We start from the raw sequence: 12,727 nt of genomic DNA on the forward strand, positions 1-12,727 counted from the left end.
TGGTCGAAGCGGCTCAACGGCGCGTCTCTTTGCGCGCCGCCACGGCAAGCTCGGAGCAGGCGCCGCGGCGCTCAGCCTTCGCCCGCTCCGGAAAAACACGCCTCGAAGGCTGCGTCGACGATGGCGAGCTTGGCTGCCTGAACGGCCATATACTCGTCGAAGAACTGCCGCGACACCCACATGACGGAATGTCCGCGCTGCCCGACCCAGCCGATGCTGCCGAGCGCCTCGGCGTCGCGGAGCTTGCGCGCCAGATGCGTGCGCGACAGTTTCAGCCAATGCGCGAATTCGCTGATCGAAATGACGCCGGTCGGAATCTTCTCGAGGCTGGCGTCCTCCGGATCGATACCCGACATCAGCCAGTCCATGACGATGCCGCCGTTGTTGAGCCAGATGAACAACGAGAAGGTTTGCTGGGGTTCCCGCACCGGAATGGATGCGAGCAATCCGTCGCAGATCAATGGCTGCAGCTTGGCCAGCATATCGGGGTGTTCGAGGAAAGTCGTCAGCCGGGCTCCGCCATCGATGCGGTCGAGCGTTCGCAAATGGGCATGGATCCAGCCGGTAAAGGTCTCGATGGTGGCCGCGGTCACCCGCAAGGGATGAGCTCGGCCATCGCCACGCGACGAAATGTATTCGGCGACGTTGTAATGGAGCATTTCCTTGACGAACGCTTCGGCGGTGTTGCGGCTGGCAACTGAATTGCGGCGCACGACCTCGATGAAACGCGCTACGGTCATTTCGGTGCGGCGGTCATCGGGGTCGCGCCTGAAATGCAGCGCAAGTCCGACATGGCCGAGTAGCCAGCGCTGCTGGGTGGCAAAAACGGCGGCAAGGCGCGGGCTGGTTTCGTAGATATGGATGAGCGCGCGCGACTGCTCCTTGACACCGCGCAGAGCTGCCGGATGACTGGCGATTTCTTCGGCGCTCAAGGGCATTTCCTCGGGTACTCCATTCAATTCGAAGCAACGACCAAAGAAGATTCCCCGCCTTCGACGGTCGTGTCCAGTTGCCCATTGGAACAACGGCTGATGTTTCGGGCGCGTTCTTGCTAACCCTTTGCATCGATTCGAAAAACCCGGATAGCAATCCGCTCGACGGTCTAGCGTTCAATGGGCGGCCTCTTCGCCGAATCGGCGAAGGAGCATCGACGGTTGGGCTTCGTGGCGTGGACAGGTCGGCAACGTCCAAAACCGGTCTTTGCAACCTGCTGGCGGCGACCTATCCTGGCGACTTAAAATCCGTTGCCGCGCCGAGTGAAGCCATGCCGAGAACGATCCGGACGCTGACCGCCAGCGAGGTGGAAACGCTCGTCGAGTGGGCGGCGGGGGAGGGATGGAATCCGGGCATCGGCGATGCCGCCGCGCTCAGGGCCGCCGATCCGGAAGGATTTGTCGGTGCCATCGTCGGCGGCGAGATGGTGGCCGGCATCTCGGCCGTCGCCTGTGGCGCAGAGTTCGGTTTCATCGGCCTCTATATCTGCCGGCCCGATCGGCGCGGTGAAGGCCATGGCAAGGCGGTCTGGGATGCCGGCATGGCTCGGCTCGGCGACCGCATTGTCGGCCTCGACGGCGTAGCCGAGCAGCGGGCCAACTACCAACACAAAGGGTTCGTGCCGGCTTATGAGACCGTCCGCTTCAGCGGTCGTCCGGCGGGACTGACCGGGGGGCGGGAAATCCGGTCCGTTGAGGCCGCCGAGACAGCCGAGATCCTGGCCTATGACCGCCAGTGCTTTCCGGCGCCTCGGGAGGCCTTCCTGCGGGAATGGCTGCGGCCGCCCCGGATCGCGATGATGTCCACTGGCTCGACCGGCCTTGCCGGCTACGGCGTGGCGCGCCGATGCCGCGAAGGTTTCAAGGTCGGTCCGCTGTTCGCGGATGACATGGAAACAGCTCTGGCTTGATGGTGGAACTGACGGGAAGGACGGCGGGCGAAGCCTTGCATATCGACGTGCCGGCCACTCAGATCGGCTTTACCGCCGTGCTTCAGGCTGTCGGCATGGTCCCCGGTTTCACGACGACCCGCATGTACCGCGGCGGGAAACCAGGCAATGCGCCGTCGAAGGTTTTCGGCATCACGACGCTGGAGCTGGGGTGATCGCGAAGCGAATGGCTTCGGTCCTGTGATCATTGATTGTCGGGCTTGGCGCATGCGAGATGTCTCTCCGACGTGGTTCGGATGCCGGACTGTGTCTTGCCGCAACGTTTATCGCACAGCGGAGGTTATCGAATGGCTGGAAGAACCGTCCTGATCGCGGGCGGCGCCGGGGGAATGGGTCTTGCGACGGGACTGCGCCTGGCGGCTGACGGTGAGCGGATCGTGCTCGCCGACCTTCCCGGCGCGAAACTCGACGAGGCCGTGTCAAAGATTGCTGCGACCGGTGCGAACGCGATCGGTCTGCCGCTCGACGTCCGTTCCGTCGCCGCCTGCCGGGAGGTTGTGGACAAGGCGCGCGAGTGGGGAGGCGGCCTGGACATTCTCGTCAACGCCGCCGGCGTCTGGCTCGAGGGAGCGGCAAGCGAGGTCCGCGAAGAGCAATGGGACCTGGTGCTGGATGTCAATCTCAAAGGCGCCTTCTTCCTGATCTCGGCCGCCATTCCGCACCTGTCGGCGGCGCAGGGCGTTATCATCAATATCGCCTCCGACGCGGGCATCGTCGGCAACAGCGGCGCGGCGGTCTATTGCGCCTCCAAAGGCGGGCTGGTGCTGCTGACCAAGGCTCTCGCCCTGGAGCTTGCGCCGCACGGCATTAGGGTCAACGCCGTCTGTCCTGGCGACACGGCGACGCCGATGATCGAGTATCAGGCAAGGACCTATGGCGGAGATGACCCGGACGGCTACAAGCGCCGGCTCCTTGGGCACTACCCGCAAGGGGAAAGAGCACGGTTCATCGGCGTGGAAGAGATCGCCTCCTTCATCCATTATCTTTGCCAGCCCGGCGCGGCGCCGATCACCGGGGCCGCGCTTTCGATCGATTTCGGCATCAGCGCCGGATACTGACTCGCGGCATTGGCGTCATCGCCTTGGGGGGCTCATGACCACGTTTCGCAAATCCCGCACAGCGCTGGTGACCGGCGCGGGCGCCGCCGACGGCATCGGCGCCGCGGTGGCGCGTGCGCTCGGAGACGCCGGGCTTGCGGTCGCGATCACCGCCTCGTCGCATCGCGTCGAGCAGCGCGCCGAAGAGCTGCGGGCGGAGGGGCTCGACGTTCGTGCGGTCGTGGCCGATCTGACGCGTGCAGCGGATGTCGAGCGGCTCTGCTCGGAGGTCGGCGAAATCGATATCCTCGTCAACAATGCCGGGATGGGAACAGTCGCCCAGCCGGCGCTGCAGCGGCGATTTCTCGATCTCAGCGAGAGCGACTGGGACCGCGGCATCGATGTCAGCCTGAAGACCACATTCCTTGCCACACGCGCATTTCTGGCCGGCATGGTCCGACGCGGTCATGGACGCGTGGTGAACATGGCCTCGGTCACCGGCCCTTACGTCTCCAACGAAGGCGAGGCCGCTTATTCCGCCGCCAAGGCAGGCATGGTCGGGCTGACGCATGCGCTTGCGCTGGAGGTCGGCCGCAGCGGCGTCACCGTGAACGCCGTGGCGCCGGGCTGGATCGCGACGGGCGCCTCGACCCCGGAAGAACTCCTCGCGGCGCAAAACACGCCGCTTGGACGCGCCGGCACTCCGGAGGAGGTCGCCGCGGCTGTGCTGTTCCTGGCGTCCGACGGCGCCAGCTATGTCAACGGAGCCGTCCTCGTGGTGGATGGCGGCAACACCCTTCAGGAGCGCAAGGGCTGACCGCCAAGGTCAACCCGTCGACCGCCGCCATCGGCCGCTACTTGTTCGTGTCGGCAATCGCGTCCGGCACCACCACCAGCTTGCCGACGAAGTCCTTGGCCATGAAGTCGGTCTGGGCGCGGTGGAAGTCCGACAGCTTGTAGACGCCGCCGACCAGCGGGCGGATTTTCTTCTCCTCGATGTAGCGCACGATGCGGCGGAAATCGGCCCTGGTGCCCTGGCTCGATCCGTGCAGCTGAAGCTGCTTGAGATACATGGTGCGCAGGTCCAACTGCACCACCGGCCCCGCGATGGCGCCTGCGGTGGTGTAGCGTCCCTCGGGCCGCAGGATGCGCAGCAGATCATTGAAAATGGCGCCGCCGACAAGGTCGGCGACCACGTCGATGGGTTGGCCAGCGGTCGCTTCGTTGACGGCGGCAGGCAGGTCGGCCACGCCGCGCGTGACCACTTTCTCGGCGCCGATGTCGAGCACCGCTTGCTCCTTGCCCTTGCCGACCACGGCATAGGGAATGGCGCCCCGCGCCCGCGCCAGCTGCACGATGCCGGAGCCGACACCGCCGGAGGCGCCGGTGACCAGCACCCGTTCGCCGGCCTTCAAGCCTGCACGTTCCAGCATCTGCTCGCCGGTGAGATAGGCGCAGCAGAAGGTGGCGAGCTCGACATCGCTCAAATCGGTATCGACCACATGCGCGTTCTCGGCCGGCAGCGCCTGGTATTCGGCATAACCGCCGTCACGGCCGTGGCCCATATAGTCGATGTCGGCGAGCGAATCGTCGTCACGGTTGTAGATGGAGAAGTCGACCATGACGCGTTCGCCGATGCGCTCGGCGGGTACGCCGTCACCGACGGCGACGATGGTGCCGACCGTATCGGTGCCCTGGATGCGCGGAAAGGTCAGCGTGTTGCCTTGCCGGCGCCAGGTCGACACGGCAGCGGCATCTTCTTCCGTGCCGTAGGCGCCCTGGCGCACCCACACGTCGGTGTTGTTCATGCCGCAGGCGCTGACCTTGACCAGCACCTCGCCGGCAGCCGGCGACGGCACCTTCACATCGGTGCGGTAGACGAGTTTTTCCAGGCCGCCGTGGCCGGTGAGCTGCACCGCGGCCATCGTGGCCGGGACGGTTCTGGTCATGGCATTCATGTCGGTCTGTTCCTTTGCTTTCACGCAATTCCGGTGGGAAAACCGTTCACACCTTTCCTGGATTGCTTCAGAGGCTGGTGAACACGCTGTTCACGGCGTCAGCGGTCTTGGCGATGATGGTGTCGGCCTCCTCGCGCGTCAGGCAAAGCGGCGGCGCGAAGCCGAGGATGTCACCCTGCGGCATGGCGCGGCCGATGACGCCGCTTGCCGCGAGCGTCGTGGCGATCTGCGGGCCCACTTTGAGCGCCGGATCGAAGAAGACGCGATCGTCGCGATCCCTGACGAACTCGACCGCAGCAAGCATGCCGTCGCCGCGGACCTCGCCGACGTTTCTGTGGCCGCCGACGGCCTTGGCCAGCTCGGCGCGGAAATAAGCGCCGGTCTCGCCGGCATTCCTGACCAGATCCATCTCGTCGATAAGTTCGAGATTGGCGACGCCCGCGGCGACGCAGATGGGATGCGCCGAATAGGTCCAGCCGTGGCCCAGCGAGCCCAGCTTGTCGGAACCCCTGACCAGCACCTGCCAGACCTTGTCGGAGACGATGACGCCGGAAAGCGGCGCATAGGCAGACGTCAGGCCCTTCGCGATGGTGATCAGGTTCGGCTTGATGCCGTAATGGTCGGAGCCGAACATGGTGCCGAGACGGCCGAAGCCGGTCACCACCTCGTCGGCGACAAGCAGCACGTCGTATTTGTTCAGCACCGCCTGGATCTTTTCCCAATAGCCGGCGGGCGGCGGCACGATGCCGCCGGTGCCGAGGATCGGCTCGCCGATAAAGGCCGCGACCGTCTCCGGGCCCTCGGCAAGGATCATCTCCTCGAGCTTGTCGGCGCAATATTGCGAAAACTGCTCCTCGCTCATCGAGCGGTCGGTGCGGCGGAAATAATAGGGTGCCTCGGTGTGCATGATCGGCGCGCGCGGCAGGTCGAAGGCGTTGTGAAACAGGTCGAGCCCGGTCAGCGATCCGGTCATGACGCCGGAGCCGTGATAGCCGCGCCAGCGCGAGATGATCTTCTTCTTCTCCGGCCGGCCGAGAACGTTGTTGTAATACCAGATCAGCTTGATGTTGGTCTCGTTGGCGTCGGAGCCGGAGAGGCCGAAATAGACCCTCGACATGCCCTTCGGCGCGCGGTCGATGATCATCTTGGCGAGCGTAATCGAGGCCTCGGTGCCGTGCCCGACATAGGCGTGGTAATAAGCTAGGTTCTTGGCCTGATCGGCAATGGCATCGGCGATCTTCTGGCGGCCATAGCCGACATTGACGCAATAGAGCCCGGCAAAGGCATCGATGCTCTTCTTGCCGGTGTTGTCCCAGACGGTGACGCCTTCGCCGCCGGCCATGATGCGTGCCGGGGACTCGCCCCGCGCATGCGTGCCCATATGCGTCGAGGGATGGAAGAAGTGGTCGCGATCCCAGGCCGAAAGTTCGTTGGACTGTTCGAGCATCTTTTTTCTCCTTGCAGGGAATTCTTCCGGCGTGCGCTAGGCGACGTCCAGACAAAGGTATTTCAGATCGGTGAAGGCTTCGAGGCCATGGCGCGAGCCTTCGCGGCCGATGCCGGACTGCTTGACGCCGCCGAACGGGATCGGCGCGCCGGTGATCTTCACCCGGTTGATCGCGACCATACCGTATTCCAGCGCGCGACCCATGCGCGCCTGGCGCGCGCCGTTCTCGGTCACGACATAGGCGACGAGGCCATATTCGGTAGCGTTGGCGCGGGCGACGACTTCCGCTTCCTCGTCGAACGGGGTGACGGCGGCGACCGGGCCGAAGGTTTCCTCATGCATGATCAGCGCCTCGTCCGGCACATCGACGAGCAGCGTTGGCTGATAGAACAGCGGCCCGGCCGCATGGCGCTTGCCGCCGATGAGGCAGCGCGCGCCGCGAGCCTGCGCGTCTGCGACCTGCTCCTCCACCTTCTTGACGGCGCGCTTATGCATCAGCGGGCCGATATCGGCGTCGGGTGAAAGCCCGTTGCCGGTGCGCAGACGCTCGATGCGACGGGCGAGGGCGACGCAGAAGCGGTCATAGATCTGGCGCTGCACATAGATGCGGTTGGCGGCAAGACAATCCTGGCCGGAGGTGGCGAATTTGGCGTCGAGCGCGATCGTCACCGCCTTTTCGATATCGGCATCACCGAAGACGATCAGCGGCGCATGGCCGCCGAGCTCCATGACCAGCCGCTTCATCGTCGGCGCGCTCTGCGCGGCAATCAGCCGGCCGACGTCGGTCGAACCGGTGAAGCTCATGGCGCGCACCCGGGCGTCAGCGCACATCGCGCCGACGATGGTGCGCGCATCCCCGGTGACAACGTTGAAGACGCCGGCGGGCAGTCCGGCACGCTCGCCGAGTTCGGCCAGCGCCAGCGCCGAAAGCGGCGTTTCCGAGGACGGATGCGCCACCACGGTGCAGCCGGCGGCAAGCGCCGCAGCGGCCTTGCGGGTGAGCATGGCCGACGGAAAGTTCCATGGGGTGACGACGCCGACGACGCCGAGCGGCTCGCGGCGAACGGTCATCTGAGCATTCGGCAGATGGCTGGTGACGCTTTCGGCATTGAGGCGCTTTGCTTCCTCGGCATACCACTCGACGAAGGAGGCGGCGTAGTCGATCTCGCCCAGCGATTCCTTTAGCGGCTTGCCCTGTTCAAGCGTCATCAGCAGCGCCAGGTCGTCCTTGGCGGCGACGATCAGCTCGAACCATTTTCGCAAGATTCTGGAACGCTCTTGCGGCAGCGCGGAGCGCCAGGCCGGCAGGGCACGCGCTGCAGCGTCGACAGCCTCCGCCGTTTGGCTTGCGCCGAGGGCGGCAACGAAGGCGACTGTAGCGCCGGTGGCCGGATCGGTGACTGCGAAGCTCGCGGCCGAGTCGCCGGCCGTCCAATGTCCCCCGATATAGCCGAGATCGCGCAGCAGCCGGCGATCGGCGAGACGATCCAGTGCTTCGTGGCGGTGTGGGCGTGCAAAATGCGCGGACATCGTTTGTCTCCCGGTGCCAGTCGATGCGGAGAGATTAGCCGCGCGACCGAGACAGAGAGGCTTTTTCGGCAGCCGCCAGGAGAGAGATTGTCTCCCATCGCCCGCCGCGCCAGACGATCTCTCCGGCTTCAGCCTGGCAACAGGTCGGCGACAGGCACCACGGACTCCTCCTTCACCGTCTTGGTGACGATGTAGGTGAAGTAGCGGTCGATGCCGATCTCGCGTTCCAGAAGGGCGTCGACCAGCCGCTGATAGGCGTCGATGTCCCGCGCCATCACTTTCAGCACATAGTCGACGCCGCCGCCGACCGACCAGCAGGCGACGATCTCGGGCACGTCGCGGATGACCCGCTCGAAACGGTCGAAATCGGCTTGCCGGTGGCTGGCCAATGTCACCTCCATCAGCACGGTCGCCACCGGCGCGATCGCGCGCATGGCGATTGCGGCGTGGTAGCCCGAGACGATGCCGGCCTTCTCCAGCTTGCGCAGCCGCATCCAGCAAGGCGTCGGCGACAGGCCGACCTTCTCGGCCAGCGCCAGCTTGGTGATGCGCCCGTCGCGCTGGATGGCGTCGAGGATCTTGAGGTCGATCGGATCGAGTTTCGCTGCCGCCATGCTCCGCCTTTTTGTTCCGGACACCATGACGATGCATTATTTCGATTGTCAATTGCACTGATTTCGATCTCTAATAAAGTCATGACATTATGGCAGCCAGATCCTGCGCTCATCCGCCGCCCGGCCTACCTCTCGCTGGCCGATCAGTTCGCGCGCGCCATCCATGATGGAAAGCTCGCCAATGGCGCGCGACTGCCGACGCACCGGCGGCTTGCCGACGACCTGAAACTTTCGGTCCAGACGGTCAGCCGCGCCTATGAGGAACTGATCCGCCGCGGTCTGATTGCCGGCGAGGTCGGGCGCGGCAGCTTCGTGCAGACGCAGCGCCGGGAGCCGGAGCCGCCCTACCTCCCGGAACGGTTGGGCGAGGTCATCGACCTCTCGATCCTGAAGCCGGTCTGCGAGCCGATGCATCTGGAGAAGCTAAAGCATGCGTTGGGGTGGCTGGCCGAGAACCTGCCGTCGAGTTCGGCGCTGTCGTTCCGGCCGAACATGGTGTTCCCGCGTCATCGCACGGTGGCGGTCGAATGGCTGAAGCTCTGCGGCCTCGACGCCTCACCGCAGAACATCAGCCTCACCAACGGTGCCACCGCCGGCATGACGGTAGCGCTGATGAGCGTCGCACCGCCCGGTTCGACGGTCGCCACCGAGGCGATCGGCCACCACACGCTGGTGCCGCTCGCCCGCTATCTCGGCTTCAACCTCGAAGGCCTGCCGATCGACGGCAACGGCCTGATCCCGGAAGCGTTGGACGAGGCCTGCCGTCTCTCCGACATTCGCGCCGTTTTCGTCCAGCCTTCGGTCATCAACCCGACGGCGAGCTTGATGGACGCCAGCCGGCGCGAGCAGATCGCCGCGGTCGCGCGCAAACATGACATCGCCATCATCGAGAACGACGTGCTCGGGCCGCTCGTCGAAGGCCGGCCTCCGGCGGTTGCCGCCTTCGCGCCCGAGCGGACGCTCTACGTCACCTCCTTCACCAAGATCACCGTGCCCGGCCTGCGCATCGGCTATCTCGCGGTGCCCGACCGCTATGTCGCGGCCGTCGCCAACCGCCATCTCGTCTCGAACTGGATGGCGACGCCAATGGTGGCGGAAATCGCGACGCGGTGGGTGAACGACGGCACGGCTTTTGAGTTGGTCAACTGGCAGCGCGGGGCGCTGAGACGCCGGCAGGAAATCGCAGCCGAAATGCTGGCCGGTGTCGACTATCGCTCCCATCGCGACGGGCTGCATCTGTGGCTCGAATTGCCGGGCGACCGCGCCGAGGAAAGCTTCGTTGCGCAGGCGCGCCTGCGCGGCGTGGCGATTGCCCCGGGCACGTCGTTCCGCATCGCCGACACGCCGTGGCACCCGGCCGTGCGCATCTCGCTCGGCTCGACCACCGAAGGGGAACTGCGCGCGGGCTTGAGCGTTGTCGCCAAGCTCCTGCTGGGCGATCCGGAGCATCTTCTGCTCGCCATTTGATGCAAATGCGGAGCGCCAATTGCCCCGAAATTGTGCAGCGCTCGAAAAATTGTCATGATATTATTTTCCTAATTGACATGATTTAGCGCGTTTCGCATCGTTAGGACCATAGGCCGCTTTAGAACGGGGAAATGGATTGCCCGCGCCCATCATCAAGGTCGACGCCATTTCGAAGAGCTTCGGCGCCTTCAAGGTGCTGGACGGCCTGTCGATGCAGGTCATGCCAGGCGAGAAGCTGGCGCTGATCGGCCCATCCGGATCGGGCAAGACGACGATCCTGCGCATCCTGATGACGCTGGAAAAGATCGACGGCGGCCATATCCAGATCGACGGCGAGCAGCTCTATCATATGGAGCGCAACGGCCAGCTGGTGCCGGCTGACGAGCGGCACCTGGCCAAGATGCGCCAGAAGATCGGCATGGTCTTCCAGCTTTTCAATCTGTTCCCGCACAAATGCGTCATGGACAACGTCACGCTGGCACCCATGCTGACCAAGGGCGTGGCGCGAGCCGCCGCCGAAAAACGGGCGATGGAGCTGCTCGACATGGTGGGCCTCGCCGATAAGGCGAAGAGCATGCCGGCACAGCTTTCCGGCGGCCAGAAGCAGCGCGTCGCGATCGCCCGCGCGCTGGCGCTGTCGCCCAAGATCATGCTGTTCGACGAGGTCACCTCGGCGCTCGACCCCGAGTTGGTCGAGGAGGTGCTCAACGTCATGCGTAAGCTGGCCGCCGAAACCGACATGACGATGCTGCTCGTCACTCATGAGATGGGCTTTGCCCACGACTTCGCCGATCGCGTGCTGTTCTTCGATCGCGGCAGGATCGTCGAGGAGGGCAAGCCCGATGAGATTTTCCGCCATCCCAAGCAGGAACGCACGCAGGGCTTCCTGAAGAAGATCATCGCGGCCGGACATCGCGTCTGACCGCCATGCCAGGGCGGCGAAGCCGTCCCGAAAGCCAGAAACGGGTGGCAAGTACGCCATCCGAACCGAGCGAACCAAGAAGAGAAACAAGGAGTTGGGAACGATGAAGAAACTTGGCATCCTGGCTGGCGTCGCCGGTCTCGCCGTAAGCACCATGCTGCTCGCCTCCGGCGCGCGTTCAGCAGACGACGCAAAGCTCGAGCAGCTCAAGCAGCAGGGCTTCGCCCGCGTCGCCATTGCCAACGAGCCGCCCTACACCGCGGTCGCCGCGGACGGCAAGGTCTCGGGCGCCGCACCCGACGTAGCGCGCGAGATCTTCAAGCGCCTCGGCGTCAACGATATCGTCGCCTCCATCTCCGAATATGGCGCCATGATCCCCGGTCTGCAGGCCGGCCGCTTCGATGTCGTCACCGCCGGCCTGTTCATGAAGCCCGAGCGCTGCGCGGCTGTCGCCTATTCCGAGCCGGTGCTGTGCGATGCGGAAGCGATGCTGGTGAAGAAGGGCAACCCCAAGGGCTTCAAGAGCTATGAGGACGTCGCCAAGGACACGTCGGCCACTATCGGCGCGCCGGGCGGCGGCACCGAGGAGAAGCTGGCGCTCAATGCCGGCGTGCCGCGCGACCGCGTCATCGTCGTGCCGGACGGCCAGAGCGGTCTGAAGATGGTCCAGGACGGCCGCATCGACGCCTATTCGCTGCCCGTACTGTCGATCAACGACCTCATCAAGAAGGCCAACGATCCGAACCTCGAAGTGATCGCGCCGGTGCAGGGCGCGCCGGTCTATTGCGACGGCGCCGCCTTCAAGAAGGGCGACGAGGCGCTGCGCGATGCCTATGACGTCGAGCTCGCCAAGATGAAGAAGTCCGGCGAGTTCGCCAAGATCATCGAGCCCTACGGCTTCTCGGCCAAGGCGGCGATGTCGACGACGCGCGAGAAGCTCTGCGTGGCGAAGTAATCTCCCTTCTTCCCGCTTGCGCGGCGAGAAGGTCGCTCGAAGAGCCGGATGAGGGGCGGCGCGCCAGCATTTCAAGGTCAGCGCTGCCCCTCATCTGCCTGACGGCATCTTCTCCCGTGGGCGGGGACAAGGCTGTCGCAGCCTCTCGCAACGACTGCAAACGTTAGGAAAATTTGAAACTCAATGACCCAGTGGTCCGGCTATCTCGGCCTGATATTGCAGGGAGCGCTTGTCACCATCGAGCTGACGCTGATGGGGTCGGTGCTTGCGCTCGTCATGGCCTTTCTCGCCGGCATGGGACGTGTGTCGCGCTTCTTCATCGTGCGCGCGATTGCCACGACCTATATCGAGTTCTTCCGCGGCACCTCGATCTTCGTGCAGCTGTTCTGGGCCTATTTCGTGCTGCCCTTCGCCGGTCTGTCGCTGACGCCTTTGCAGGCCGGCGTGCTGGCGCTGGGGCTCAATGTCGGGGCCTATGCGGCGGAAGTTGTGCGCGGCGCCATCCTGTCGATCGGCCGTGAGCAATATGAGGCCTGCACCGCGCTTAATCTCGGCCGCTGGCAAGGCATGCGCCACGTCATCCTGCCGCAGGCGCTGCTCATCATGCTGCCAACCTTCGGCAACAACGCGATCGAGCTGCTCAAGGCGACCTCGGTCGTATCGCTGATCTCGCTTGCCGATCTCACCTTCCAGGCGCAGGTGGTTCGCTCGCAGACCGGCAGCACGCTGATGCCCTTCGTCTCCGTTCTCGTCATCTATTTCGCGCTCGCACTGATCATCTCCTGGGGCGTGCGCTCGCTGGAGCGCCGCATGGCGCGCGGTCTCGACGGAGTGCGTGTCTGATGGAATGGGCCC

General features: G+C 64.8%; 11 protein-coding genes and 1 pseudogene. 7 read left to right on the top strand and 5 right to left on the bottom strand.

From position 1 onward, the window contains the following. Nucleotides 1–71: 71 nt before the first annotated feature. Nucleotides 72–938, bottom strand: a complete 867-nt coding sequence (locus CK224_RS06505) for a hypothetical protein (protein ID WP_095777194.1) — start codon at nt 936–938, stop codon at nt 72–74. A 596-nt stretch (nt 939–1,534) separates the two neighbouring features. Between CK224_RS06505 and CK224_RS06510 the strand changes: the two are divergent. The 3 genes and pseudogenes from CK224_RS06510 to CK224_RS06520 all read left to right on the top strand — a co-directional run bounded on the left by CK224_RS06510 (nt 1,535) and on the right by CK224_RS06520 (nt 3,796). Continuing rightward, a pseudogene (locus CK224_RS06510) lies at nt 1,535–2,097 on the top strand (hypothetical protein). Nucleotides 2,098–2,229: 132 nt separating this feature from the next. After that, on the top strand, nt 2,230–3,000 hold the full coding sequence (locus tag CK224_RS06515; protein ID WP_095781177.1) for an SDR family oxidoreductase: 771 nt from the start codon (nt 2,230–2,232) through the stop codon (nt 2,998–3,000). Nucleotides 3,001–3,034: 34 nt separating this feature from the next. Beyond that, nucleotides 3,035–3,796, top strand: a complete 762-nt coding sequence (locus CK224_RS06520) for an SDR family NAD(P)-dependent oxidoreductase (protein ID WP_095781178.1) — start codon at nt 3,035–3,037, stop codon at nt 3,794–3,796. Between the two features lie 37 nt (nt 3,797–3,833). Here CK224_RS06520 and CK224_RS06525 read toward each other — a convergent pair whose 3' ends face one another. The 4 genes from CK224_RS06525 to CK224_RS06540 all read right to left on the bottom strand — a co-directional run bounded on the left by CK224_RS06525 (nt 3,834) and on the right by CK224_RS06540 (nt 8,528). Beyond that, a complete protein-coding gene (locus tag CK224_RS06525) occupies nt 3,834–4,937 on the bottom strand; it encodes an alcohol dehydrogenase family protein (protein ID WP_095781457.1) in 1,104 nt (367 codons plus the stop codon). A 67-nt stretch (nt 4,938–5,004) separates the two neighbouring features. Continuing rightward, entirely contained in the window at nt 5,005–6,384 is a 1,380-nt protein-coding gene (locus tag CK224_RS06530) for an aspartate aminotransferase family protein (protein ID WP_095781179.1), read from the bottom strand. A 36-nt stretch (nt 6,385–6,420) separates the two neighbouring features. Further along, complete coding sequence (locus CK224_RS06535; RefSeq protein ID WP_095781180.1) at nt 6,421–7,914, bottom strand: NAD-dependent succinate-semialdehyde dehydrogenase; 1,494 nt, start codon at nt 7,912–7,914, stop codon at nt 6,421–6,423. Between the two features lie 128 nt (nt 7,915–8,042). Next, nucleotides 8,043–8,528 carry an Lrp/AsnC family transcriptional regulator gene (locus tag CK224_RS06540; RefSeq protein ID WP_095781181.1) on the bottom strand — a complete coding sequence of 162 codons (486 nt, stop codon included), beginning with the start codon at nt 8,526–8,528 and terminating at the stop codon, nt 8,043–8,045. A gap of 81 nt (nt 8,529–8,609) precedes the next feature. Between CK224_RS06540 and CK224_RS06545 the strand changes: the two genes are divergently transcribed. The 4 genes from CK224_RS06545 (at nt 8,610) to ehuC (ending at nt 12,715) form a co-directional block, all read left to right on the top strand. Further along, a complete protein-coding gene (locus tag CK224_RS06545; protein ID WP_095781182.1) occupies nt 8,610–9,995 on the top strand; it encodes a PLP-dependent aminotransferase family protein in 1,386 nt (461 codons plus the stop codon). A 136-nt stretch (nt 9,996–10,131) separates the two neighbouring features. Continuing rightward, on the top strand, nt 10,132–10,917 hold the full coding sequence (ehuA, locus tag CK224_RS06550) for an ectoine/hydroxyectoine ABC transporter ATP-binding protein EhuA (protein ID WP_067326178.1): 786 nt from the start codon (nt 10,132–10,134) through the stop codon (nt 10,915–10,917). Between the two features lie 154 nt (nt 10,918–11,071). Next, nucleotides 11,072–11,872, top strand: coding sequence for an ectoine/hydroxyectoine ABC transporter substrate-binding protein EhuB (gene ehuB / locus CK224_RS06555; RefSeq protein ID WP_245299776.1), 801 nt, complete (start codon nt 11,072–11,074; stop codon nt 11,870–11,872). A gap of 183 nt (nt 11,873–12,055) precedes the next feature. Then, nucleotides 12,056–12,715 (top strand): ectoine/hydroxyectoine ABC transporter permease subunit EhuC, encoded by a 660-nt coding sequence (ehuC, locus tag CK224_RS06560; RefSeq protein ID WP_095781183.1) that lies wholly within the window; start codon nt 12,056–12,058, stop codon nt 12,713–12,715. Nucleotides 12,716–12,727: the final 12 nt, after the last annotated feature.

The organism is Mesorhizobium sp. WSM3862 (assembly GCF_002294985.1).
Taxonomy (GTDB): domain Bacteria; phylum Pseudomonadota; class Alphaproteobacteria; order Rhizobiales; family Rhizobiaceae; genus Mesorhizobium.